22 protein-coding genes, 1 pseudogene and 1 riboswitch are annotated in these 23944 nt (G+C 67.8%); of the genes and pseudogenes, 11 read left to right on the forward strand and 12 right to left on the reverse strand.

The annotated features are described in order from the left end of the window. Positions 1–41: 41 nt before the first annotated feature. From ACOQFL_RS14400 to metG, 7 genes and pseudogenes are all read right to left on the reverse strand, one after another. Positions 42–728, reverse strand: a complete 687-nt coding sequence (locus ACOQFL_RS14400) for a methionine ABC transporter permease (protein ID WP_435544651.1) — start codon at positions 726–728, stop codon at positions 42–44. Next, positions 725–1744: a methionine ABC transporter ATP-binding protein gene (locus ACOQFL_RS14405; RefSeq protein WP_092625386.1), complete on the reverse strand. Its 1020-nt coding sequence runs from the start codon at positions 1742–1744 to the stop codon at positions 725–727. Before ACOQFL_RS14405 ends, ACOQFL_RS14400 begins: the two co-directional genes overlap by 4 nt. A gap of 217 nt (positions 1745–1961) precedes the next feature. After that, positions 1962–2051: riboswitch (SAM riboswitch) on the reverse strand. 203 nt (positions 2052–2254) lie between these two features. Continuing rightward, on the reverse strand, positions 2255–3133 hold the full coding sequence (gene rsmA / locus ACOQFL_RS14410; RefSeq protein ID WP_435544652.1) for a 16S rRNA (adenine(1518)-N(6)/adenine(1519)-N(6))-dimethyltransferase RsmA: 879 nt from the start codon (positions 3131–3133) through the stop codon (positions 2255–2257). A 419-nt stretch (positions 3134–3552) separates the two neighbouring features. Continuing rightward, entirely contained in the window at positions 3553–5055 is a 1503-nt protein-coding gene (locus ACOQFL_RS14415; RefSeq protein WP_435544653.1) for a resuscitation-promoting factor, read from the reverse strand. Positions 5056–5603: 548 nt separating this feature from the next. Further along, positions 5604–5855 (reverse strand): annotated as a pseudogene (locus tag ACOQFL_RS14420) (transglycosylase family protein); the annotation flags it as partial. Positions 5856–6217: 362 nt separating this feature from the next. After that, entirely contained in the window at positions 6218–7063 is an 846-nt protein-coding gene (locus tag ACOQFL_RS14425; protein WP_435544654.1) for a TatD family hydrolase, read from the reverse strand. 133 nt (positions 7064–7196) lie between these two features. Beyond that, entirely contained in the window at positions 7197–8990 is a 1794-nt protein-coding gene (metG, locus tag ACOQFL_RS14430) for a methionine--tRNA ligase (RefSeq protein WP_435544655.1), read from the reverse strand. Between the two features lie 238 nt (positions 8991–9228). Between metG and deoC the strand changes: the two genes are divergently transcribed. Genes deoC through ACOQFL_RS14445 form a run of 3 tightly spaced genes read left to right on the forward strand, consistent with a single transcriptional unit; the run spans position 9229 to position 12540 of the window. Continuing rightward, the gene (deoC, locus tag ACOQFL_RS14435; protein WP_435544656.1) at positions 9229–10209 is read left to right on the forward strand and encodes a deoxyribose-phosphate aldolase; all 981 of its coding nucleotides are present in this window, start codon (positions 9229–9231) and stop codon (positions 10207–10209) included. Continuing rightward, positions 10206–11654 carry an aldehyde dehydrogenase family protein gene (locus ACOQFL_RS14440; protein WP_435544657.1) on the forward strand — a complete coding sequence of 483 codons (1449 nt, stop codon included), beginning with the start codon at positions 10206–10208 and terminating at the stop codon, positions 11652–11654. The genes deoC and ACOQFL_RS14440 overlap by 4 nt, the downstream gene beginning before the upstream one ends. Next, the gene (locus tag ACOQFL_RS14445; RefSeq protein WP_435544658.1) at positions 11647–12540 is read left to right on the forward strand and encodes an aldehyde dehydrogenase family protein; all 894 of its coding nucleotides are present in this window, start codon (positions 11647–11649) and stop codon (positions 12538–12540) included. Before ACOQFL_RS14440 ends, ACOQFL_RS14445 begins: the two co-directional genes overlap by 8 nt. A 70-nt stretch (positions 12541–12610) precedes the next feature. On the opposite strand, the gene ACOQFL_RS14450 is transcribed toward ACOQFL_RS14445, so the two are convergent. Both ACOQFL_RS14450 and ACOQFL_RS14455 read right to left on the reverse strand, forming a co-directional pair. After that, on the reverse strand, positions 12611–13252 hold the full coding sequence (locus ACOQFL_RS14450) for an HAAS signaling domain-containing protein (RefSeq protein ID WP_435544659.1): 642 nt from the start codon (positions 13250–13252) through the stop codon (positions 12611–12613). Next, positions 13249–13602 carry a PadR family transcriptional regulator gene (locus tag ACOQFL_RS14455; RefSeq protein ID WP_435544660.1) on the reverse strand — a complete coding sequence of 118 codons (354 nt, stop codon included), beginning with the start codon at positions 13600–13602 and terminating at the stop codon, positions 13249–13251. The genes ACOQFL_RS14450 and ACOQFL_RS14455 overlap by 4 nt, the downstream gene beginning before the upstream one ends. A 131-nt stretch (positions 13603–13733) precedes the next feature. On the opposite strand from ACOQFL_RS14455, the gene ACOQFL_RS14460 reads away from it, so the two are divergent. Genes ACOQFL_RS14460 through ACOQFL_RS14475 form a run of 4 tightly spaced genes read left to right on the forward strand, consistent with a single transcriptional unit; the run spans position 13734 to position 16376 of the window. Then, positions 13734–14417, forward strand: coding sequence for a hypothetical protein (locus tag ACOQFL_RS14460; RefSeq protein WP_435544661.1), 684 nt, complete (start codon positions 13734–13736; stop codon positions 14415–14417). Beyond that, positions 14414–14734 carry a transcriptional regulator gene (locus ACOQFL_RS14465; RefSeq protein ID WP_435544662.1) on the forward strand — a complete coding sequence of 107 codons (321 nt, stop codon included), beginning with the start codon at positions 14414–14416 and terminating at the stop codon, positions 14732–14734. Before ACOQFL_RS14460 ends, ACOQFL_RS14465 begins: the two co-directional genes overlap by 4 nt. Continuing rightward, the gene (locus ACOQFL_RS14470) at positions 14731–15636 is read left to right on the forward strand and encodes an ABC transporter ATP-binding protein (RefSeq protein ID WP_435544663.1); all 906 of its coding nucleotides are present in this window, start codon (positions 14731–14733) and stop codon (positions 15634–15636) included. Before ACOQFL_RS14465 ends, ACOQFL_RS14470 begins: the two co-directional genes overlap by 4 nt. Next, entirely contained in the window at positions 15633–16376 is a 744-nt protein-coding gene (locus tag ACOQFL_RS14475) for an ABC transporter permease (protein ID WP_435544664.1), read from the forward strand. The genes ACOQFL_RS14470 and ACOQFL_RS14475 overlap by 4 nt, the downstream gene beginning before the upstream one ends. Positions 16377–16453: 77 nt before the next feature. On the opposite strand, the gene ACOQFL_RS14480 is transcribed toward ACOQFL_RS14475, so the two are convergent. Continuing rightward, positions 16454–17035, reverse strand: a complete 582-nt coding sequence (locus ACOQFL_RS14480) for an SMI1/KNR4 family protein (RefSeq protein ID WP_435544665.1) — start codon at positions 17033–17035, stop codon at positions 16454–16456. Between the two features lie 451 nt (positions 17036–17486). Here ACOQFL_RS14480 and ACOQFL_RS14485 point away from each other — a divergent pair, with 451 nt between their 5' ends. After that, complete coding sequence (locus ACOQFL_RS14485) at positions 17487–18758, forward strand: SatS C-terminal domain-containing protein (RefSeq protein ID WP_435544666.1); 1272 nt, start codon at positions 17487–17489, stop codon at positions 18756–18758. Between the two features lie 558 nt (positions 18759–19316). After that, complete coding sequence (locus ACOQFL_RS14490) at positions 19317–20507, forward strand: hypothetical protein (RefSeq protein WP_435544667.1); 1191 nt, start codon at positions 19317–19319, stop codon at positions 20505–20507. A 132-nt stretch (positions 20508–20639) separates the two neighbouring features. Here ACOQFL_RS14490 and ACOQFL_RS14495 read toward each other — a convergent pair whose 3' ends face one another. After that, positions 20640–21935, reverse strand: a complete 1296-nt coding sequence (locus tag ACOQFL_RS14495) for a thymidine phosphorylase (protein WP_435544668.1) — start codon at positions 21933–21935, stop codon at positions 20640–20642. A gap of 281 nt (positions 21936–22216) precedes the next feature. Beyond that, positions 22217–22609: a cytidine deaminase gene (locus tag ACOQFL_RS14500; protein ID WP_435544669.1), complete on the reverse strand. Its 393-nt coding sequence runs from the start codon at positions 22607–22609 to the stop codon at positions 22217–22219. Positions 22610–23059: 450 nt separating this feature from the next. Between ACOQFL_RS14500 and sdhC the strand changes: the two genes are divergently transcribed. Both sdhC and ACOQFL_RS14510 read left to right on the forward strand, forming a co-directional pair. Continuing rightward, entirely contained in the window at positions 23060–23494 is a 435-nt protein-coding gene (sdhC, locus tag ACOQFL_RS14505) for a succinate dehydrogenase, cytochrome b556 subunit (protein WP_435544670.1), read from the forward strand. 7 nt (positions 23495–23501) lie between these two features. Continuing rightward, positions 23502–23921 (forward strand): succinate dehydrogenase hydrophobic membrane anchor subunit, encoded by a 420-nt coding sequence (locus tag ACOQFL_RS14510; protein ID WP_092625348.1) that lies wholly within the window; start codon positions 23502–23504, stop codon positions 23919–23921. Positions 23922–23944: the final 23 nt, after the last annotated feature.

The raw sequence follows: 23944 nt of genomic DNA on the forward strand, positions 1-23944 counted from the left end.
AAACGAGAACCGCCGTGTCTCACGCCACGGGGACCGCGGGCTCAGACATTGGTGACGGCACGCCTGCGGTCGACCAACTTGGTCACCCAGTCGGTGAGCAGCTGCATTCCCCAGGCCAGGATTCCGAGCAGCACCACCGAGACGTAGAGCACACGATCGTCATAGGCGTTGTAACCGTCCAGGATCGCGGTGGCACCCAGTCCGCCACCCGCGATGGCGCCCGCCATCGCGGCATAGCCGATCAACGCGAGCATGGTCACCCCGACCGCGCCGACCAACGCCGCTCGCGCCTCGCTGAGCAGCACTGTCCACACGATCCGGAACTTGCCCGCTCCGGTGGTGACCGCGGCCTCCACGATCGCGGAATCCACTTCGCGCAGCGCGTTGGAGGTCAACCGCGCGAAGAACGGCACCGCGGCGATGGCAAGCGGCACGATCGCGGCGCTGCTGCCGAAAGCCTGCCCCATCAGCAGCCGTGTCAACGAACCGACCACCACCAGCAGCACCACGAACGGGATCGAACGCGTCACGTCCACGATCGCGCCGAGCACTCGGTGCAACAGCGGTTTGGGGGTCAGTCCCACGGGTGAGGTCAGGTGCAACCACACCCCCAACGGCAGACCACCGACCACACCCACCAAGGTCGACATCAGGACCATGTAGAGGGTCTCGACGGTCGCGGGACGTACCAGTTCCAAGACCTCCGACCAGGGGGTCACGTCACTCACGCGGCAACTCCATCAACGCTCACGGGAGCGCGGCGCACATGCGCATCGCGCTCGATCATCCACTTCAGCGCGGACTCGGAACGTTCACCGGACAGCCCGACACGGAATTTGGCGACAGGCGTGTCCCCGAGCCGCGTCAGTCCACCGCCGAGAATGGACAGCTCCACCCCGAATCGGCTCGAAGCCTCGGGCAGCAACGCACCCACGGCCGCGAAACCGACCAGCACCACCTCGGCGACGACGTCGTGCCCGCCGGAATCGAGCTGCAGCGTGCTCGCCTGGTCGGTCTCGGGCAACAGGGTCGAACCGATCCGGCTGCCCGGTTCGGAAACGAGGTCCAGCACCTTGCCGTGCTCGACCACCCTGCCCTCTTCGAGAACGGCGACGTCGTCGGCGATACGTCGAACCACTGCCATGTCGTGCGTGACCACCAGCACCGTCACACCCAGCTCGGAACGAGCGCGCTCCAACACGGTCAGCACCGAGTCGGTGGTACCGGGATCCAGCGCCGAGGTCGGCTCGTCGGCGAGCAGCACCGAGGGCTTCGCCGCCAGCGCACGCGCGACAGCGACCCGCTGCCGCTGCCCACCCGAGAGGTGGTCCGGATAAACCGAGGACTTGTCGGCCAACCCCACCAGGTCGAGCAGCTCGGCTACCCTACTGCGGCGCTGGGCGGCAGGCACCTTCGCCGACTCCAGCGGCAGGGCAACGTTGCCCGCCGCGGTGCGCTGCCGCAGCAGCGAGTCGCCCTGCGGAACCACACCGATCCGACGACGCGCCGCGCGGAGCTTGCTGCCCTCCAGCGAGACGAGATCGGTCCCGTCCACGCGGATGGCCCCACTGTCCGGTTTCTCCAACAGGGCGATGCAGCGCGCGAGAGTGGACTTACCCGCCCCGCTGGTTCCCACGACTCCGCAGACGGAACCGTCCGGCACCTGCAGGCTCACATCGTCGAGCGCCGCCACCGAGGTGTTGCTCTGGGTGAAGGTCTTGGTCAGGTTTTCGACTGTGATCACGATCGAACTCCGCTTCAGCTCGCCTCGGCCGTGGACGTGCGAGGGCGCACGCGAAGACCGGGTGGAAAGTAACCAGGGGCCAGTACGGGATCAGACGTGGCGCCGACAGGCGGTCGTGGTACGCCGCCCGAGATCGACAACACGACGCTCCGTCAGGCCGAGGCGGATAGCCACGGGCAGCGTCTTGGCGCTTGCGGTGGAACTCAGAGACAAATCAACTCCATCGTTCCTGGCGGTAGCACCTGCCCGATCCGGGTGGTTGCTGCGGCGTCGTCGAGCCAGATCTCTCAGCCGCTCGGGATGGACTCCGCGGAAGAGTAAACATCATCGATTCCGCTGGACGCAAGTTGATGTGAGTCACTTTCCACCGTTTGTCGTATTCGTCACTCCCCCTTGCGGTGGCACGAAACGAAAAGAATGGCTACGACCGGTGGCCGGACGAATACGAAAACCGCGACCGGAATCGAGCGACGGCGCACTCCGGTTCGGCGAGAAACGTGGAATTGTCGATCAGGGTTCGGTTTCCGCGATCTCGGCCAGAGCGGCGAACTCGGTGATGTGGAGTTGCTCTCCCCTGGCGGCCGGATCGATCCCGGCCGCACGCAGCAACCGCTCAGCGCGTTCCGAAGAGCCCGCCCAACCCGACAGCGCCGAACGAAGCGTCTTGCGGCGCTGTGCGAAGGCCGCCTCCACCACGGCGAAGACACGGTCGCGGTCGATCTCGGCGGGTGGTTCGTGGCGCGTGAAAGCCACCAGTCCGGAATCCACGTTCGGCACCGGCCAGAACACGTTGCGCGAGACCGAACCCGCCCGCCGCACCTCGGCGAACCAGGCGCACTTCGCGCTGGGGGCACCGTAACGACGACTGCCCGGCTCGGCGGCCATCCGGTCGGCCACCTCGGCCTGCACCATCACCAGGCCGTGCCGCAACGAGGGCAGCTCGGCCAGCAACCGCAGCACCACGGGAACCGCCACGTTGTAGGGCAGGTTCGCCACAAGGGCCGTGGGCTCGCGTTCCGGGCCGCCGAACTCGGCCGCACCCAGCCGCAACGCGTCACCGTTGATCACCCGCAACCGTTCGGCGAGCGCGGGCGCGTGGTCGGCGACAGTGGCAGAGAGGCGGTCGGCGAGCACGGAATCGATCTCCACCGCGGTTACCGCACCTGCCGTGCCGAGCAGTGCCAGAGTCAGTGAGCCGATGCCGGGACCGACCTCGAGTACCACGTCGTCGGAGTCGATACCGGCGGTGTCGACGATGCGTCGCACGGTGTTGGGATCGTGTACGAAATTCTGTCCCAGTTTCTTGGTGGGACGAAATTCGAGCCGCTCGGCCAGTCCTCGAACCTCGGCCGGACCGAGCAGGCGGACTGCGGACGGCTGTTGCTCCACGCCGTCGAAACTAGCAGGCCGAATTCCCTCGGCCGCGCCGGGACGGCGGACGCCGTCAATTTCCCGCGAAATCGCCGGTCCTCCGGGGCGGCACGGCGGAGGTGGGCGTCAATTTCCCGCGAAATCGCCGCGGCACTTCGAGCCAGGTCGAACTCCGACCACCCTCGCAGACCGAACTCCGACCACCCTCGCAGACCGAACTCCGACCACCCTCGCAGACCGAACTCCGACCACCCTCGCAGACCGAACTCCGACCACCCTCGCAGACCGACCACCCGCGGGTTCTCCCGTACGGCTCTCGCGAGGACGCCGGAGACGTTGTGTAGCTACTACCCGATGTCTCCGGAGCCGCAGCGAGAGCCGTGCGAGAGGTTCCGCCACGTAACCACCCCGGCAACCGCGCCGGAAGCGGTGCCGAATCAGGAAAGGCCGAGTTGTGAGGAGCAGGAGGGCCAGGCCCCATAACCCCCTCGCTCGTCGCGCACCTTGGTGGCGATGGCGATCTGCTGCTCCCTGGTGGCCTGGTGCGGGTACGCGGCGTACTGGTCGCCGCCGTAGGCGTCCCAGGTCGACTTGTTGAACTGGACACCGCCGTAGTAGCCGTTTCCGGTGTTGATGTGCCAGTTGCCACCGGACTCGCACTCGGCGAGCTTGTCCCAGACACCGCTGTTCGGCGGCTGTTTGCCACCGACACGCACGACCTTGGGCTCGGCCTCGGTGACCACCTTCTCGCCGACGGTCTCCCGCTTGACCTCTTCGCCGTTGCGGGTGGTCACCCGGGTGAAGACGATCTTCTCCCCGGCGCTGCCCTGCTTCTCGACCTTGCGCTCGCCCTTGAACATCGAGTCGTCGACGATCTCCTTGACCGGCGGCTCGATCTTCTCCCGAACGTTGACGGTCGAGATACCGGTGCGGTCGATGCGCACCTCGGCGCCGTCGCTGATCCGCTTTCCGGAACCGGGCGTGACCTTGTCGTTCTCGTCGACCTGCAGGCCCTGCTTGTTGAGCAGTTCCTCGATCGTGACGGCGGTGGTGGTCAGCTGCCTGGGCTTGTTGCCGCCGTCGACGATCGTGATCGACTTGGCGGTCTTGACCTCCAGGCTCATGCCCTCCTCGGGCACGGGCATGGTGCGCTTGGCGGAGACCGAGGCACCGTCGGTGGGAACGCCGAGCTGACGCAGCGCCTGGCCCACCGTGACCGAACGAACCCACTCCTCCCGGGTCTGCCCGTCGACGGTGAGTTCGATCTTCCTGCCGCGGTCGAGCGAGATGGTCTCGCCGTGCTCGACCTTGGAGCCGAGCGAAGGACTGAGGGCGTCGTGCTTGTCGACCTCGATGCCCTCGTCCTCGAGCACCTCGCCCACAGTGGACTCGTAGGTGCTGACCTCGCGTTCCTTGCCGTCCACCTCGACGGTGACCGACTTGTCCATCGCGGCGGCCGCACCGCCGGCACCGGTGATGGACAGGATCACGGCCGCCACCGCGCTCTTGAGGAAGCGGCGCTTCCAGGTGCCGATCGCCTCGGACAGCTCCGGCGATGGCGCTTCCAGGTCCTCGGAGGAGATCGAGTCGGACAACGGCAACGGCGGCATCACCGTCGTCTCGGCGTTGAGCAGCCCGATCAGCTCGTTGACCTCGAGGTCGGCGTCGGCCATCAGGTCCTCGACGTCGGGGCCGAGGATCTCGTAGAGGTCCTGCGGGGTGATGCTCAGTGCACCGGGGGGAAAGCTCGGGTGATCGTGCGCCGGGTAGGGCTGTGCGTTCCCGGTCCGTTCCTCGGGGGGCTCCAGCACGCCGACGGCGGTGTGCCGCTCGCCGGGAACCGCCGGGGTGAACCAGTCCGTCCCGTCGAGTGTGTTCTCCCGGCGGGCGTACTGCCCATGGCCCGGGGGCTGCTCACCGAAATAGCCGCGTTCGTTCACAGGGTCGTTACCTCCCGAAGGCGGGAAAGACGGGCCCGCTCCGTCCGGAGGGAAGCCGCCCCTTCGGCTTCCGCCCGACACGCGCGAGCACGTTACCTTCGTGCTTCGTGTCCGTATCCGACTCCCGTAGCCAGCGCCGCCAGCCGACCCTCGCGCCCGTGATCCGCGTTTCGAGCGGCGAAGGCAGGCTACCCCGACGTACACCGGCGAAGACTGCGGGCGTAATCCGTGACCGTGGTCATCGGTTTACGAGTTCGAGACTCTAGCGTGATGATCCGCGTGCTGCCAAGGATCACGAAATCGCTGTGACCTGAGTTACCGGGGCGAAATTGACTTCCCCAGCGCACAGGGCATCGGTGAAATTCACACGATCGAACCGAAATATGTTCGACCATTGACCACCATGTGCCATAACGCGCAGATCTCGACACCGCGCGTGTTCGTCGATATCGGGTTCCTCGCACTATCGAGGGTTATCGGATACCCGTACAGCGGTTTCCCGGCCCGAGCGGGCCGGGAACGGGTCGTACCTCGCCGTGACCTCCCGACTAGCGCGGCAGTCCCAGCCGGCGAGCGCAGGAGGGCCAGGCTCCGTAACCGCCACGGGCGTCGCGCAACCGACTCGCGATCTCGATCTGTTCGGCGCGTGCGGCCCGGTGCGGGTAGTGGGCGTAACGCTCACCGCCGTAGGCGGCCCAGGTGCTGCGCAGGAACTGCAACCCACCGTAATAACCGTTTCCGGTGTTGATGTGCCAGTTGCCGCCCGATTCGCACCGTGCCAACCGGTCCCACACCTTTCCCGGGGCGGTGTGCTGGTGCTCGGCGGCGACAGCGGGGGAACCGGCCCCCAGGGTCGCGGTCAGGGCCGCCGCCAACAGGATCGCGCCGCGTGGAACGTGTCGAGCTGTCATGACCACCTTCTCGGCCGTGGTTCCGGGCAGCGGAGCATCGCCCGTCGAGACCCCGTGACAGAGCTCGCCCGAGCGGTCCGAACGAACTCCTGTTGGAGTTCCCGAACGGGGTTCACGGCGTACCGATCGAACCGGCGAGCGCCGTCGGACTCCCATCCCGGCTTCCACTTCGGACGGTAGGAGGACGCGGAGTGGGCGCAAGCCGACATCACCGCGGCTGATCGAGAAGGTGGCCGGAGAGTTACCGAGACTCAGGAAGCCGCTACACGATCGAGTTGGAAAACTCGCTCGGTAGTGGTCGTCAGAGCGGCCGCCAGTTCCGCGACACTCGTCTCACGCAGTTCGGCGAGGTCACGAACGGTGTAGTTTACGCAGTACGGTTCGTTGGGCCTGCCGCGAAACGGGTGCGGCGTCAGGAACGGCGCGTCGGTCTCGACGAGCATCTGCTCCACCGGCACGAGGGCCGCCGCTTCCCGAAGACCACGCGCGTTCGCGTTGCGGAAAGTGGCCGTACCGGCGAAGGAGAGCACGTAACCGGCTGCCACGCAGCGGCGGGCGAAATCGGCGTCACCGGAGAAACAGTGGAAGATCACCGTTTCGGGAGCGCCTTCCTCGTCCAGGATGCGCAGGATGTCCTCGTGCGCGTCGCGGTCGTGGATCATGAGCGGCTTGCCGATCCGCTTGGCGAGGTCGATGTGCCAGCGGAAGGCCTCCTGCTGCGGCTCCGGTGGGGAGTAGTCCCAGTAGTAGTCGAGCCCGGTCTCCCCGACCGCGACCACCCTGGGATCACGCACCAGCTCGGCCAGCGTTTCCCGCTCGTACTCGCCGAAATCCTTGGCCCTGGTGGGATGCAGCGCGACCGCGGCGTAGACCCGCTCGTCCCAGCCCGCGGCGGAGACCGTCCACTTCGCCGACTCGATGTCATCGGCCACCGTCACCACCCGGCCGACCCCGGCGGCCTCGGCCCGGTCCACCATGCGGCGAACGTCCGCCGCCTCGGTGGCGCCACAGGCGTCGAGATGGGTGTGCGCGTCCACCACCGGGGCCGGCAACGCTTCCGGTTCCGGCGGCGGAGTTCGTTTGTCGCCCTTGCTCACGCCACCATTCTGCTGGTGAGACGGTCGTCACAACCCGGCCCCCGGCGAGCCGGGCGTGCGGAGACGAAAAGCCCGGCCGCTCCGGTGGGAACGACCGGGTCGGGAAAGTGCGTGCGGAGAGTCCACCGCCGGGTCAGCTCTGGATCGGCGCCCATTCCGGACCGGTCTCGGCCAGCTCGGGGTCGAGCTTGCCGAACAGCGGCGTCGGCTTGCTCAACGGTGTGCCGACCCCGATCGGCCGGGACTGCCAGCTGGCCTGCTCGGAAGCGTAGTCACCGGTCAGGATCGGATAGGAGCGGTCGGCGACGTCCAGATCCGAGACCTCCTGCAGCTGCGGCTGCGCGGCCCAGGTCCCGGTACCGCCGAGCAGCTCGTGCACCTGCTGCGCCGAGTGCGGCAGGAAGGGCGTGAGCAGCGTGTTGGCGTCCGAGACCAGCTGCAACGCGGTGTGCAGGATGGTGTCGCGGCGTTCCGGGTCGTCCTTGCGCTTCCAGGGTTCCTGCTCGGACAGGTACTTGTTGGCCGCCGAGACCACCCGCATCGCCTCCTGGGTGGCGGCGCGGAACCTGGAACGCCGCAGGTGTCCGCCGACCACGTCGAAGGCGTCGCGGGCCATCGTCTTGAGCTCCTCGTCGGCCGCCTCCGGAACGCGGGGTTCGGGAACGGCGCCGACGTTCTTGGCAGCCAGCGAAACCGCCCGGTTGACCAGGTTCCCCCACTCGTTGGCGAGTTCGAAGTTGATCCTGCGGACGAACTCGTCCCAGGTGAAGTCGACGTCCTGGGTCTCAGGGCCCGCCGCCGAGATGAAGTAGCGCAGCGCGTCCGGCCCGAACTCGCGCACGAAGTCGCGTACGTAGATCACCGTTCCCCGCGAGGTGGAGAACTTGGAGCCGGTCATGGTCAGGAACTCGCTGGAGGCGATCTCGGTGGGCAGGTTCAACTCGCCGTAGGGCCCCGCGTTCCCGCCTCGGTCCCCGGCTCCGTTGTGTCCCATCAGCAGGGCGGGCCAGATCTGGGCGTGGAAAGTGATGTTGTCCTTGCCCATGAAGTACACCCGCAGCGCTTCCGGATCGTTCCACCAGGCACGCCATGCCTCGGGATCACCGGAACGCCTGGCCCACTCGACGCTGGCCGAGAAGTAGCCGATCACCGCGTCGAACCAGACGTAGAGTCGTTTCATCGACTGCTCGTCCCACCCCTCCAGCGGGACCGGAACTCCCCAGTCGAGATCGCGGGTGATCGGCCTGGGCCGCATGTCCTCGACGAGGTTGCGGGTGAAGTTCAGGACGTTGGAACGCCAGTCGGTACGTGTGGAGAGCCACTTGCCGAGCGACTCGGTGAAGGCGGGCAGGTCCAGGAAGAGGTGCTCGGTCTCCACGAAGCGCGGCACTTCCCCGTTGATCCGGGAGACGGGATTGCGCAGCTCGGCCGCGTCGAGCTGGTTGCCGCAGTTGTCGCACTGGTCCCCGCGGGCACCGTCGTGGTCGCAGATCGGGCAGGTGCCCTCGATGTAGCGGTCGGGCAGGGTACGGCCGGTGGAGGGGCTGACCGCCCCAGTGGTGCTCTTGGGAATGATGTAGCCGTTGCGGTACAGGGCCAGGAAGATCTGCCGCACCACCTGGTAGTGATTGCCGGTGGTGGTGCGGGTGTAGAGGTCGTAACTGACCCCGAGCGAGCCCATGTCCTCGGCGATCACCCGGTGGTACTTGTCCACCAGCTCACGCGGGGTGATGCCCTCCTTCTCCGCCTGGACCTGGATCGGGGTCCCGTGCTCGTCGCTGCCGGAGACCATGAGCACCTTGTTCCCGGCCATTCGGTGGTACCGCGAGAAGACGTCCGAGGGGACACCGATTCCGGAGACGTGACCGATGTGTCGCGGCCCGTTGGTGTAGGGCCAGGCCACTGCGGTAAGGACGGGGGTACTCATGGTTCACAGCCTACGTAAACCGGCATCGGGAACTCGAGCGGGTTTGTCGCGTGACGAACTCGACACCCTACGAAATCACGGCAGGGCAACCGGAACGCGTCGCCGCCGGATCGGCTCGCCGTACCGTCGGGCGTGTCGTCGAGCTTGTCGGTGACGACGACGCGGCCCCCACCAGGGCCGGACGCGGACAGCGTGGTGAACGTTGGTCACGGCGGAACGGCACCGTAGACTGCCCCGCATGGCCGATTCGCCGTCATCCAGCCCACCGGAAACGCGACCGCCGGGCGAGCTGGCCGAGGCCACCCGCGACGAAGCGGCACTGACGCGTTTCCTGCGCGGGCTGCCCGGGATCGACCCGGTGGGACTCGAACAGCGGGCCGCCGCGCTGGCCGGGCGCGCCGTGAAGGGGGAGGCCAAGCTGCGCGCCATCGACCGCGCGGTGGGCATGGTGGACCTGACCACGCTGGAGGGTGCGGACAACGCGAGCAAGGTGCGTGCGCTGGCGGCCAAGGCCCGCACGCCGGACTCGCGGTTCCCGGACGTCCCCCGGGTCGCCGCGCTGTGCGTCTACCCGGATCTGGTCACCGAGGCGGTGACGGCACTGCGCGGTTCCGGGGTGGGGGTCGCCTCGGTGGCGACCGCGTTCCCCTCCGGCCGCTCCACGCCGCGCGCCAAGCTGGCCGAGGTGGAGCTGGCGGTGGAGTCGGGTGCCGACGAGGTGGACATGGTCATCGACCGCGGTGCTTTCCTCGCGGGTGAGTACGGCCGGGTGTTCGACGAGATCGAACAGGTCCGCGCCGCGTGCGGACCCGCCCACCTGAAGGTGATCCTGGAAACCGGCGAGCTGGGCGGCTACGACAACGTGTGGCGGGCGAGCTGGCTGGCGCTGCTGGCGGGGGCCGATTTCGTCAAGACTTCCACCGGCAAGGTCTCCCCCGCCGCGACCCTGCCGGTGACCCACGTGCTGTTGCGGGCGGTACGCGAGTGGCGGGAGCGAACCGGGCAGGCGCGCGGTGTCAAACCCGCGGGCGGAATCCGCACCACCAAGGACGCGATCCGCTACCTCGTGGCGGTCCAAGAGGTGGCCGGAGCGGACTGGTTGACTCCCGGCCTGTTCCGGTTCGGGGCATCCGGACTGCTCAACGACCTGCTGATGCAGCGCGAAACGCAACTTCACGGCCACTACAGTGGCCCCGACCAGGTGACGGTGGATCTTTGACGGAGCCCGACCCGAATCCCCTGGAGTACGCGCCCGCTCTCGAATCCGCGACGGTCGCCGCACTTCGGGAGCGCTACCGCCCGTTCATCGGCGGGCGGTTCACCGACGGCAGCGGCACGGTGTTTTCCAGCGTGAATCCGGCGACCGGAGAACCGCTGGCCGAGATAGCGGGCAGCGCGGAGTCCGATGTGGACCGAGCGGTGGCCGCGGCCGAGGACGCCTTCCGGCGCCACTGGGGCGCGGTCAACGGTACCGACCGGGCCAAGTACCTGTTCCGGATCTCCCGGCTACTGCAAGAACGTTCCCGGGAACTGGCGGTGCTGGAAACGCTGGACACCGGCAAGCCCGTCAGGCAGGCGATGGAGTTCGACCTACCCAACGCGGCGGCGTGGTTCCTGCACTACGCGGGCTGGGCGGACAAGCTGGACCACGCGGGTTTCGGCCCCTCCCCCGCTCCGCTGGGGGTGACCGGACAGGTGGTCCCGTCGAACTTCCCGCTGCTGCTGCTGGCACAGCGAGTCGCGCCTGCCCTCGCCTGCGGGTCCACCGTGGTCGTCAAGCCGGCCGAACGGACACCGCTGACGGCGTTGGTGTTCGGCGAGATCTGCGAGCAGGCCGGTCTACCACCGGGGACGGTCAACATTCTGCCCGGCGGCTCTGAGACCGGGGCGAGTCTGCTGGCGCACCGCGAGGTTCGGCACGCGGTCTTCACCGGTTCCACCGGGGTGGGCGAACAGGTGCGGCGCGACCTCGCGGGCCGGGGCAAGCGAGTCACGTCCGAACTGGGCGGCAACGGGGTCAACATCGTGTTCGCCGACGCGGCGCCCGAGGAGGCGGTGCGGGGCGTGGTCGAGGGCGCCTTCTTCAACCAGGGGCGGGTTCGCTGTGCGGGATCGCGACTGCTGGTGGAGGAGTCCGTGGCCGAGGAGTTCGTGGCACGGCTGCGCGACCGCATGGCGGAGTTGCGGGTGGGCGATCCGATGGATCGCAACACCGATGTGGGGGCACTCGGCTCCTCGGCCGAGGTGGAGCGGCTCTCCGAGCTGGTGGAGCGTGGCGTCGCGGAGGGGGCGACTCGCTGGACCGTCCCGGCGACGCCGCCGCGGCACGGTGACTTCATGGCTCCCACACTGCTGACCGACGTGCAGCAGTCCATGAGCGTGGCGCGGGAGGAGGTCTTCGGGCCGGTGCTTTCGGTGCTGACCTTCCGTACCGCGCGGGAAGCCGTCACCAAGGCCGACAACACACCGTACGGGCTGGCCGCGGGCGTGTGGAGCGAGAAGGGCTCCCGGGCGTTGTGGACCGCGCGCAGGCTGCGTACCGGTGTGGTGTGGGCCAACACGTTCCACCGGTTCGACCCGACCGCGCCGTTCGGCGGGCGCGGCGAGTCCGGGAACGGCCGTGTGGGCGGCACAGCGGGTCTGGAGGCCTATCTCGATGTCTGACGACGAGGCGCGATTGAGCACGCGGAAGAGGGTGACGGTGCCCAAGACCTACAAGCTCTACGTTGGCGGCTCCTTCGCCAGATCCGAATCGGGCCGGGTCGCGGCGGTCGCCGACGCGGACGGGACGTTCCGGGCGAACGCGGCGAAGGCCTCGCGCAAGGATGTGCGCGACGCCGTGGCCGCGGCCCGCAAGGCGTTCGACGGCTGGTCCGGTGCCAGTGCCCACAACCGGGGGCAGGTGCTGTTCCGGGTCGCCGAGATGCTCGAGGGGACGCGGGCCCGGTTCGCCGCCGAGGTGGCGGCGACCGAGGGCCTGGCCACCCCGGAGGCGGAACACGCGGTGGACACCGCCGTGGACCGGATGTTCTGGTACGCGGGCTGGACCGACAAGCTCGGCGTCCTGCGAGGCGGTGTCGATCAGGTGGCCGGTCCGTACACCGCGCACAGCTCTCCGGAACCCGTGGGCGTGGTGGGTGTGGCGGCGCCCAGGCGGTCCTCGCTGTTGGGCCTGGTCAGTGTGCTCGCACCGGTGCTGGCAGCGGGCAACTGCGCGGTGGTGCTGGTGGACACGAAAGTGGCGGTGCCCGCCGTGAGCCTGTGCGAGACACTGGCGACTTCGGACGTGCCCGACGGGGTGGTCAACGTGCTCACCGGGGATCCCGCCGAACTGACTTCGCGGCTGGCATCACACTCCGATGTGGACGCCCTGGATCCGAGCGGAACGGACGAATCCCTGCGGGGTGAGCTGGAAGAGACCGCCGCCGGGAGCGTCAAGCGGGTACTCGACGCTCCGCTCGTGGAGCCGGACTGGAGCACCGCCCCCGGCACGAAACGGTTGCGTGCCTTCACCGAGCTGAAAACGGTATGGCACCCCATCGGGGAGTAACCCCAGCCGCCCGGCGATTTCGCGAGAAATTGACGGCCGGGCGGTCTTTCGGGAAGACCACCCAACGGACTCACCGACTCCCGACGCCACCGGGCCTGGGATCCACGATCCGGTTACCACGGATGGTCCGGGCCAACACGGCCACCGTGCCGAGCAGGAACACCCCCGCGAGCGCGAAGGCGGACCAGCGCGGCATGGTGAACAGCACCGGTTCCGCGCCGACCACCCCCTCGAGCCGGTTGGCCACGAACGGTGCCAGTACCAGCGTCGCCAGCGCCCCCAGCCCGAACCACACTCGCCGACCGGCGCCGTGAAGTTCGGTCGCCGCACGCATCGCCAGCAACAGCGGCACCAGCAACAGCGCCAGCAGGGCGACGAGCCCGACGAGGCTGCCGGTGGTCAGCGTGACCTCACTCGTGGTGACGGCGGGAACCGCCAACTCCGCCGCGCACAGCGCCAACGCGGCGACCAGCAGCACACTCGGGCGCAGCACGGCCCGCCGAGGGGAACCGGCGAACGCGCCGAACTCCTCGGCCACACGCGCCGCGTACTCCCCCGGCGTGCCGAACGCCTCCACCGGGTCCTGGCCCGTTTCGGCCACGTGGGTCTCCACCTCGGCCAGTACATCCCCGACCCGGTCACCCGGCACCTCGCGCATTCGCAGCGCGAACATCAATTCGTTGCGGTACTTCTCCGACGATTCCGTGGTCATGAGCTCATTCCCCGTTCGAGTACGGCGGTGGCGTTCTTGGCGAACTCGGTCCACAGCGGCCCGTGTTCGGTCAGCACCGCACGGCCCTGTTCGGTGAGCAGGAAGAACTTCCGGCCCGGACCGCCGGCTCCCGCACGCCACTCGCTGCGCACCAGTCCTTCCGAGTCCAGGCGGTTCAGCAGCGGGTACAGCGTCCCCGGCTTCATACCGGGCAGCCCGGCCTCCTCAAGCCGCCGAACCAGCGTGTACCCGTAGTCCTCCCCGCTCTCGGCCAGCAGTGCGAGCACGGCCAGATCGAGCACACCGCGCAGCCACTGCGTCTGTCGTTCCACCGGTTTCTTCTCCGACACGACTAGAAACTAACACTGACTAGTCTTCCTCGCAAAGTAGTAATCCACGAAGGACACCGAGCGAGTCTTGACTTTGTGACGCAAAGTAAGTGAAACTTTGCGTCACAAAGTTCGACTACAGGGGGCAGGAAATGGACGAGGAACACACCACCGACACCCCGACTCCCTCGCCGGCGGAGATGTTGGCCATCACCGAGCAACAGCAACAACGCGCCGAACGAGCCCTCGACATCAATCCCGGACTGCTTTTCGGCGTGTGGGGAGCGGCCTGGGTACTGGGATTCGGTGAGCTGTATCTGACCATCGGAGACGAGCCGGTGCTGCTCGTCCCGCTCTGGCAGGCACTGGGCATCTTCTTCGGCTGCCTGGCCGTGGCGAGCATCATCACCGCCTGGCACCTGGCCAACAGCCTGCGCGGCCTGCGCGGACCCTCGCAGCAATCGGGGGCGATGCACGGTTGGTCCTGGATGCTGGCCTTCGTCGGACTGGGGTCGCTGATCGCCGCCACCTCGCGGATGGGCATCTCCGAGGAGGTCTACGCCATGCTCTGGGCCAGCGGCTCCGGCCTGCTGGTGGGGCTGCTCTACCTCAGCGGCGGCGCACTGACCGGGAGCTGGGCCCAGTACGGCGTGGGCCTGTGGATCCTGGCGATCAACGCGGCCGGAGCCTTCACCGGCATCCCGAACCACTACCTGGTCATGTCGCTGGCGGGCGGCGGTGGTTTTCTGGTGGCGGGAACGGTGTTGACGCTGCGCGGACACGCGCGCACCGACCCTTCCCCCAGTCACGAACGCCTGCCCGGAGAACCGGAATGAACCCTGCCGACGTCCAACTCGATCCGGTCATCCACGCCCAGGCCAGGTTGCGGGTGATGACCACTCTTGCGGCGCTGCCCACCGAGGACCGGATCGCTTTCGGTCGGCTGCGGGAACTGCTGGACATGACACCGGGAAACCTGATCACTCACCTACGCAAGCTCGACGAAGCGGGTTACACCGACAGCACCAAGACGGGAACCGGCCGCGGCACCACCTACGTGTACCTCACCGACGCGGGACGCACGGCCTTCGACCGGTACATGCGGCAGCTGCGGGCCTTGTTGGAGCCGGTCAGCGACGAGGGGGACTCATGACGCGACACCACGCACGTGCCATCGGCGTGTCACGCCGGTTCGGTTCGCTGAACGCACTGGACAACATCGACCTCGACATCTCCTCCGGGGAACTCCTGGGGCTGCTGGGCCCCAACGGGGCGGGCAAGACCACCCTGCTGAGCCTGCTCACCGGACTTCGCCGTCCCGACGCGGGCCGCGTCGAGCTGTTCGGCGGTGACCCCCGACAACCGCGCAACCGCAGACGGCTGGGCACCACCCCGCAGGAAACCGGCATGCCGGACACGCTGCGCGTGGGCGAAATCGTGGAATTCGTCGCCAAGCACTACCCGAAGCCGCTGCCGGTCGGTGAACTGCTGGAACAGTTCGGACTCAGCGAACTCGCGCGCAGACAGGCCGGTTCGCTGTCCGGGGGCCAGCAACGACGGTTGAGCGTGGCACTGGCCTTCGTGGGCGACCCCGGACTGGTGGTGCTCGACGAACCGACCACCGGGCTGGACGTGGCCGCGCGCAACTCACTGTGGGAGGCGCTGCGCCATCACCACCAACGCGGAACCACGCTGCTGCTGACCAGTCACTACCTGGCCGAGATAGAGGCCCTGGCGGAACGGATCGTGGTGATGGACCGCGGCAGGGTACTGGCCGACGGGCCGCAGCGGGAGATCAAGTCGCGGGTGCACACCCGGACCGTGACCGTGCGGGGAACGAACCTGCCGGAGTTGCCGGGGGTGGTGCGCTCCGAGCTCGACGACGGAGCACATCGGCTGTTCACCCGCGACTCCGACCAACTGGTCCGCGATCTGGTGCGCAGCGGAGCGGACTTCGAGGACCTGACCGTGACGGGGGCCTCCCTGGAGGAGGCGTTCACCGCGTTGACCGCCGAGACGAACCCGATCGACGAGCACGCCGGGAGAAGAGCATGAGCGCCGTTACGCTCTACACGCGTTACCAGTTCCGCGAAACCGTCCGGATCCCGATGGCAGCGCTGGGCACCCTGGCGTTTCCCACACTTTTCATGCTGCTGTTCGTCGTCTCCAACCGCTCGGTCTCCGGCAACACCGTGGCGGCCACCGAAGCGGCGGGACAGATGTCGATGTTCGCGGTGATCAGTGCTTTCGTGTTCAACCTCGGCGCGGGGGTCGCCGAGGACCGCGCCAAGGCGTGGCACAGCTACCTGCGGACGCTGCCCACCGGCCCGATGGCGCAGCTCGGGGGCAGGCTGTGCAACGCGCTGTGCTTCGCGCTGCTGTCACTGGTACCGGTGGGGTTGACGGCGGTACTGTTCACCGCGGCCGAGGCCTCGGTGATCGAGGTGGGCACGACGGTGTTCGCACTGATCCTCGCGGGCATACCGTTCGCCTTCCTGGGACTCGCGGTGGGGTATGCCCTGCCGCTGAAGGCGGCCATCCCCACTGTCCAGCTGATACTTTTCCCGCTGGCGTTCGCGGGTGGCCTGTTCCTCCCGCCGAGCCTGTTCCCGGACTGGCTGGACGGGGTCTCCACCGCGCTGCCGACCAGGGCCGCCCGCGAACTCGTACTCGGCGCGCTGACCGGAGGCGGGCCACCGCTGACCGCGTTGTCGATCGCCGTGGGATGGACGGCCGCGCTCGGAGCGCTGGCGGTGTTCACCTTCCGCCGGGACGAGGGCAGGCGGTTCCGCTGAGCCTGCTCGGCTCCGCCCACCCGGGTGCGTGAATTTCGCGCGAAATCGCCGCGCCCCGGGTGGGCGGTTCGATCAGTTCAGCGAATCTGCCAGTCCAGTCTGCCGTCCTCGGTCACCGTCGGTCTGCTGTAACCGGCGGAACCGCCCTCGGTGAGCGCGCGGTGCACGTCGGCCAGCATCGAGGCCAGATCGGCCCACAGCGGCGGCCCGACACGGCTCATCTCCTGCTCCCACTCCAGTACGCAGCCACGCAACGGTCCGGGACGCAGGTCCACCACCAGTTCGTCGGCGAACCCGTCCCCCGCGATCGGAATCCAGGCCGGGTGGAAGCTTCTTCCCGCCGAACCGGCGTAGTAGTCACAGGCGGGCCGCTGCCAGTTGGCCGCCCAGCTCTCACGTAACTCGCACCAGACACGCCGCGCCCCCGACGCGCCGTAGGGCGTGTAGAACGGCGGCAGCACATCGGTCAACGAGCCGGATTCGGTCCCACCGCAGCAGGCCCACCACTCCTTGAGCTGCTGGGGAAGCGTGAGCTCGAACTCCGATTCGAGGTCGGCCATCTCCGGAGGCGGCAGTGCCTGCTTGAGTTCGGCGGCGGTCGTCGGCGCGTACTCGGCGAGCCAAAGCGTGATTTTGGTCCACAGCAGCGTGACATCCATTCACCTCATGGTCGACGCGGAAACCGCTGAACGGTACCGCCAACAGTGAGGTGGGGAGCGGTCCGTTTGGCGTGTTCGCTCGCGAGGGAACCCACCACTCGATGCGGGAAAGGGTGATGAGCCGAGCGGCTCCGCCGTGCCACCTGCCGGAGGAAGGCGCGAGGTCGCCACCCGTTGTCGGGCCCCGGCGCGAGAGCCGGCTGGAGGTTCCGCCGAGCGAGCACCCCGACGCCCCGACGGGAGAACTTCGATGAGGTAGCTTGGGGTTCCTTGCTTCGATGCGTCCCGACTCGGGTACTCGGTTCGCCGAGTGTTCGGGTGCCACCAGGGCGAGCCATTGAACAAGGGCCCTGGTGCGAGCCGGCTACACACGGTACGACACCGTATCGGCAATCGAATCCCCATCCCGTAGGCTTCGGCAGCGTCCGCTACGGCGACCGGAGGTAGCAAGATGGCGCAGGACATCGTCCCGATCGAGCTCGGGCTGCCGCAGGGCGATCTGGTCACCCTCTGGGCTCCCCGATGGCGCGAGGACGGCGAGGAGTGGGAAGCCTTCCTCGGCCACGAAGAGAATCTGTACGCGTTTTCCGACCCGGCCCACCTGGCCGCCTTCGTGCGATCCGGCGCGGCCAACGACCTGGACGATCATCCGGCCTGGCACGTCGTCCCCGCCCTCTCGGCCGTCGACCTCAGCCCGGACGAGGACCATCAGTACGACCTGGTCGGTGTTCCGGAACTCATCGCCGAGCCCCCGGACACCTGGACCATCAACGAGCTCTCCGAGATCGTGGAGATGGCGCGTTCGCTGGCCGAGGTCTGCGAGCTCGACACGGTGACCGAGGTGTTGCAGGACGCGGAGGGATTCGATCTCCTCGGGGAGGGCACCCTGCCGTTCAGCGGCAAGGAGGGCCAGCGCCGCTGGAACCGGATCTGCCGCGTGGTGGCCGACCGGTGGGACGAGCTGCTGGACGCGATCGACGGGGTCGTGGCGAGTCCCGAAGTGGATGCCACCGCCGTTTCCGAGGCCGAGAACGAGCTGGCCGAGGAACTACCGGACGAGGACGCCGAGTCGGAATCGGGCACGGACTCCGAGCACGAGGAGCCTGGTGCGACCGAGGACGGCGAAACCACCGAGGACGGCGACGAGACCGAGAACGACGAACAGGAGCAGGGCTTCTGGCGTGAGATCGGTATCGATCCGATCAAGATCGTCACCGGTGGCCGGGAGTACTACTCACTACGCTGCTTCCTGGGCGAGGACCCGGTCTTTCTCGGCTCGGACGGCAGCATCGACGCCTGCACCTCACCGAGGGCACTGGCGCGCTACCTGGCCGAGGACAAAGTGGACAACACCGATCTGGCACGGGTCGCGACGTGGCAGACGGTCAAGAACGCGGCCACCGCGGGTGAGCTGGAGATCGACGTCGAGCCGGACAACACCTACGTGCTGACCGGACTGGACGAGGATCTGGCCGAGGGACCGTCCGAGATCGACCCGAACCAGCTCGACCTGGCCGAGGAGCTGCTGACCGACGCGGCCTCCTGGGCCGAAGACGAGAGCGTGGAGAACGCGCTGGGCTCCTCGGAACGCCTGGGGTGGATGCTGTCCTACGTGCTGCGCCCCGACCCGAACCGGCTGCCTCCCACCCCGCCGTTCGACGACGAGGTAGCTGCGTGGCGCGAGTTGGTGGAGAGCTTCGAGGCGAGACTGCGGGTGCACTGAGCGGAGTTCCGCGACCCGCTCGAGCCGAGACGCTGTCGTCGAACCCCTCAGTCGGTTCTCGTGCTGGTGAGGTGTGAATGGACCCTCGCGCCGCGGCGTGCCTCCACCGCCGGAGTGCGCCGCGGCCTCCCGGGGCGAGCGCGAGCTTGCTCGTCCCGGCACCGGCGGGCCGGCCGGGAGGCACCTCGCTCGACGAGCAGCTCTCACCACACGAATGGCGCCGCACCATACTTTCGAGCCGGGCGGCCCGGTTCGTCGCCGGCTCGTCGGCACCGCGTGTCCGTCCAACTGTTGAACCCGCGGCCACTTTCGTGCAAAAATTGATCACGCTGCGCGATCACAGCTCGTTGGAAACGCCGGTACAGGGGATCGTACAGTGCGATACGGGTGCACGATGTCCCTCGCTGGAAGCCGCAGAACTGGCGTAATTACTCCGTTCGAGGGAACAATCACCACCGTATTCGTGGAAAATGCCGGGGGGCATATGCCCAACGGACCCCCTACTCGCTACGCTCCAATAGTCCTCTCCCTCCCCCTCGACGAAGGACGACCTTTGCCGTGAACGAGAACAGCCAAGACACGGTGTCGTTCGACCGTATGCGGAACATGCTGACGCGGGCAGCGGAGATCCGCGAAAGCGAACAGCAGCAGATCTTCGACGCTCTCGACGAGATCAACGCCCGGATGTCGCCGCTGGAGTCCCTCGGCTCCGTACGCAAACGGCTGTCCGAGCTGCCGGATCGCACCGAAGTCAGCGTGCTCGCCGAACGACTCGACGAGGCACTGTCCAAACTGGAAGCCCAGGAGAACGCGATCTCCGGCCTGAACAGCCAGGTCGAAGGTCTCGCCGACAAGCTGGCCAAGCCGTTCGCGCAACTGGACGGCAGGCTGGACGGCATGGCGGGACGTTTCGACGGCGTCACGGGCCGCATGGACGGCTTGGAGGACAGGCTCTCCCACGTCCACAATCGACTCGAAGAGCTGGGGCAGCACCTGGACCAGCAGGACTCCCGCCTGCAGGAGGTTCCCGGCTCGGTTCAGGAACCGCTCAAAGAGCGTCTCGACCAGATGGAGACCAGCCTGCGCGGTCGATTCGCCGAGATCGACGAGGGTGTCCACGAACACCTCGACGGCACCAGGGAATCACTGCAGCGCTCGGTGAACGACGCGGCTCAGGAAGTCCGCAACGGTATCGGCGAGACCCTGTCCGAGAACGCCGAGAAGGTCAACGGCAAGCTCGACGCGCTCGCGGAGCGTCCGGCTGTGGACCCGACCGAACGGCTGCAACAGCTCGCCGACCGACTGGAATCGCTGGCGAGCAGGCTAGACCAGGTCTCCGGCCGGATCGACTCGGTCGAGGAGAACGTCAACAGCCGCATCGACTCCGTCGAGAGTGGTGTCACCGAACGGATCGGTGACGTCGGCAGCACCCTCGGCGAGGACCTCTCGCAGTTGCGGGGAACCCTCTCCGAGCGGCCGGACTCGGAATCGCTGGACTCGCTGGTGCGCAACGCCAACGAGGAGAGCGAGCGCAAGCACGCGGGCCAGCTGGACGAGGCCATGGCAACCTTCGCCGAACTGATCCTCGGCGGCGGTGCCCCCTCGAACAACAACGCGGTCTCGCCACCGACGACACTGCCCCGGCAGCAACAGCAGCGGCGCAATCGTTCCAAGAGTGCCAAGCGCGACTCGGACAAGGCGAGCGGTTCGGACGAGCTGGACGACGACTACACGGCCGACAGCGCCTGATCGGACACGAGTACCGACTTCCGCCGGAGCACGCCACCGGTGCACCGCTCCGGCGATGTCGGCACGGTTAACGGGGATCGACGGGGACCACACGGTGTGGCGCCCACCGGGTCGGAAGCGACCCCGTGGGTGTCACACCGCCACGTCGGAACCGCTCACGCGTTCCAGCACCACGGGCTCGGCCCGAACGTCACCGTAGGTGATCTCGTAGGCACCGTGCAGGCGACGTGACGCGTCCTCGATCGTGGCTGGCTCGTCGGTGTGCAGTTCGAACAACGGTTCTCCCCTGGAGACCCGGTCACCTGGTTTGGCCAGGCAACGTACGCCCGCGGCGTGCCGCACCTCGTCCTCCTTACGGGCTCGTCCGGCGCCCAACCCCCACGCGGCCGCACCGACCGCACGGGCGTCCAACGTGGCGAGACTTCCGCTTCGCGGCGCGTACAAGGTGTGCACGTGCGCGGCAACGGGAAGTTCCGCGTCGGGATCACCGCCCTGCGCGGCGACGAGTGCGCGCCATTTCTCGTACGCCGCCCCGGAAGCCAGCACCCGGGCGGGATCCACATCGGACATACCGCTGCTCGCCAGCATCTCGCGGGCCAGCGCGAGCGTGAGTTCGGTGACGTCGGAAGGCCCTCCGCCGCGCAGCACGCTCACCGCCTCGGTGACCTCCAGGGCGTTTCCCACCGCCACGCCCAACGGCGCCGACATCGAAGTCAGCAGCGCGCTGGTGCGCACTCCGTTGTCTTCGCCCGTGGCGACCAGCGTCCTGGCGAGGCGTCTTACCTGCTCCTGTTCGGTCAACAGGGCCCCCGAACCGGTCTTGACGTCCAGCACGAGCGAGGCCGTACCCTCGGCGAGCTTCTTGCTCAGGATGGAAGCGGCGATCAGCGGCACCGACTCGACCGTGGCTGTCACGTCCCGGAGGGCGTACATCCTGCTGTCGGCGGGGGCGATCCGTTCCGTGGCAGCGCAGATCACCGCTCCCACCTCGTCAAGGTTGTGGTACAGCTCGGCGGTGGTGAGCCGGGCGCGCCAGCCGGGGATCGACTCCAGCTTGTCGAGTGTCCCCCCGGTGTGCCCGAGGCCGCGGCCGGAAAGCTGCGGCACGGCGGCCCCACAGGCGGCAACCAGTGGTGTCAGCGCGAGGGTGATCTTGTCCCCCACGCCGCCGGTGGAGTGCTTGTCCACCGTGGGGCGGTCCAGGGCGCGGAGATCGAGCATTTCGCCGGAGGCGGCCATCGCCGCCGTCCAGCGGGCGGTCTCGGCGTCGTCCATGCCTCGCAGCAGGATCGCCATCGCCAGCGCCGACATCTGTTCCTCGGCGACCTCACCCCGGGTGTAGGCGTCGATCACCCAGTCGATCTGCGCCGTCGAGAGCCTGCCCCCGTCCCGTTTGGCAGCGATGATCTCCACGACACTGTGCGGCATGACACGCTCCGGTTCGGGCGGTGGGGCGGTGGGGCGGTGGGGCGGTGGGGCGGGAGATTACCGGCCGAGCTACCGGAAGGACAGCCGTGGCGAGCTTGTTCCGGACGCACATCGCCGCACGCGGGGACGGCTGGTTTCCCGTGCGGGACACACCTCGGTGCGCGAGGATTCGACATCTCTCGCTCCGGAGGGCGGCGCCGGGGAAACGAGCGGCCCGGTCGCCGTGGTCCGGTCGCCCCGTGGGACGGCGGCTTCTGGGCGGCTCTCTCAGGGCGGCCGTCTCATGGTGGCGACGCGAAGGGATGGGGCAGCAGCTGGCGTACCGTCAGGATGCCCTCCTGAGTGTCGACCAGGCACTCCGGCCCGCCCAGTTCGTGGAGCAGCTGCCTGCACCGGCCGCAGGGCATGAGCAGGTTGCCCTGCCCGTCCCGGACCGAGACGGCGACCAGAGAGCCGCCCCCGCTCATCCGGAGCTCACCCGCCAACGTGCACTCGGCGCACAACGTCACACCGTAGGAGGCGTTCTCGACGTTGCACCCCACCACCACACGCCCGTCGGTGCAGTTCGCAGCGGCTCCCACGGCGAGTCCGGAATAGGGGCAGTAGGCGTGCTCGGCGGCGAAGGTGGCGGCTGCCCGCAGAGCGGGCCAGTCGACGGAGTTGGGTTCGACCAAGTTCCCCGATCACCACCCGTAATCGCTCGTTCGGGAACTACTCAACGTAATCAACTTTCGTTCGGATCCCAATGGCACCGCCCACCGACCAAAAAGTGAAATATGTCAACGACGAACAATGGCGGACCTGCGCACACCGCTCGACACGTGCCTTAATACGATAAGGGTGACACTAATCTCGGACCAGCCGGTTGACACCCGCGCCACGACGAGGCGCCTGCCCGGGGTAGAAGGAATCTACATCGATCAACCTACCCCCGGTAGTTGTCTGCTCGATCACAGCGGGCACATGCGAGTGGGACAGCCGGCGGCCACGGGTCTAGCATCCGATGGGTCAAGGGTCCGTTCGGGTAATCGGCGCGGGCGCAGGGTGCTGCGGTTACGGGCCGTTCTCCGCGCAGCATCCGGAACGGGCCCAGAGTCCACCAGCGACGTTGGAGGCCTTCCGTCATGGCCAGCACAACCGCCACCGCGGCGGAGGGACACCCTCGCGGGGAAGCACCCCGCGCCAAGGGCACCCTCTATCGCGGCGACCTGGGCATGTGGTCGTGGGTCGCCCACCGCATCACGGGCGTGCTCACCTTCTTCTTCCTGTTCGTACACGTCCTGGACACCGCGTTGGTGCGGGTCTCACCCAACGCGTACGACACGGTGATCGAGACTTACAAGCATCCGCTGATGATCGTGTTCGAGCTCGGGCTGCTCGCGGCGGTGCTGTTCCACGCGTTCAACGGAATCCGCGTGATGCTCGTCGACTTCTGGTCCAAGGGGCCGAGGTTGCAGCGACCGATGCTGTGGACCGTCCTGGTGCTGTGGCTGGTGTTGATCATCCCGGCCGCCATCAGCATGATCACCCGCGCCGCCACGGAACTGTTCGGGGGTTAGTACGACCATGACCACTACCGAAGCACCACTGTCAGTCGACAAGCCGCGTTCCCCCGGGCGCCCCGCGGCCAGGCGCAGCAACTTCGAGCTCTACAGCTGGGTCTTCATGCGGCTGTCCGGGGTCGTGCTGCTGTTCCTCGTTCTCGGCCACATGCTGATCATGCTCTTCCTGGACGGCGGGGTACACCGGATCAATTTCGCCTTCGTGGCGGGTCGCTGGGCATCACCGTTCTGGCAGCTCTGGGACCTGACGATGCTGTGGCTGGCGGGTCTGCACGGCGGTAACGGGCTACGAACCGTTATCAACGACTATTCACGTTCTGACCGTACCCGCTTCTGGCTGAAGATGCTGTTGTACTGCTCGATCGTGCTGACCGTGGTACTGGGAACGTACGTGCTGTTCACCTTCGATCCGAACATCAGCTGACGCGCGGCCCAGCAGGCGACGAG

Source organism: Actinopolyspora sabaoui (assembly GCF_051225635.1).
In the GTDB taxonomy this organism is placed as follows: domain Bacteria; phylum Actinomycetota; class Actinomycetes; order Mycobacteriales; family Pseudonocardiaceae; genus Actinopolyspora.

What these genes read in the sequence shown, in the direction of transcription:
- ACOQFL_RS14460 (WP_435544661.1), top strand. Translation starts at nt 13,734, where the DNA reads ATGGACGAGGAACACACCACCGACACCCCGACTCCCTCGCCGGCGGAG.
- ACOQFL_RS14485 (WP_435544666.1), top strand. Translation starts at nt 17,487, where the DNA reads ATGGCGCAGGACATCGTCCCGATCGAGCTCGGGCTGCCGCAGGGCGAT.
- ACOQFL_RS14470 (WP_435544663.1), top strand. Translation starts at nt 14,731, where the DNA reads ATGACGCGACACCACGCACGTGCCATCGGCGTGTCACGCCGGTTCGGT.
- ACOQFL_RS14510 (WP_092625348.1), top strand. Translation starts at nt 23,502, where the DNA reads ATGACCACTACCGAAGCACCACTGTCAGTCGACAAGCCGCGTTCCCCC.
- sdhC (WP_435544670.1), top strand. Translation starts at nt 23,060, where the DNA reads ATGGCCAGCACAACCGCCACCGCGGCGGAGGGACACCCTCGCGGGGAA.
- ACOQFL_RS14475 (WP_435544664.1), top strand. Translation starts at nt 15,633, where the DNA reads ATGAGCGCCGTTACGCTCTACACGCGTTACCAGTTCCGCGAAACCGTC.
- deoC (WP_435544656.1), top strand. Translation starts at nt 9,229, where the DNA reads ATGGCCGATTCGCCGTCATCCAGCCCACCGGAAACGCGACCGCCGGGC.
- ACOQFL_RS14450 (WP_435544659.1), bottom strand. Translation starts at nt 13,252, where the DNA reads ATGACCACGGAATCGTCGGAGAAGTACCGCAACGAATTGATGTTCGCG.
- ACOQFL_RS14495 (WP_435544668.1), bottom strand. Translation starts at nt 21,935, where the DNA reads ATGCCGCACAGTGTCGTGGAGATCATCGCTGCCAAACGGGACGGGGGC.
- metG (WP_435544655.1), bottom strand. Translation starts at nt 8,990, where the DNA reads ATGAGTACCCCCGTCCTTACCGCAGTGGCCTGGCCCTACACCAACGGG.
- ACOQFL_RS14445 (WP_435544658.1), top strand. Translation starts at nt 11,647, where the DNA reads ATGTCTGACGACGAGGCGCGATTGAGCACGCGGAAGAGGGTGACGGTG.
- ACOQFL_RS14480 (WP_435544665.1), bottom strand. Translation starts at nt 17,035, where the DNA reads ATGGATGTCACGCTGCTGTGGACCAAAATCACGCTTTGGCTCGCCGAG.
- ACOQFL_RS14465 (WP_435544662.1), top strand. Translation starts at nt 14,414, where the DNA reads ATGAACCCTGCCGACGTCCAACTCGATCCGGTCATCCACGCCCAGGCC.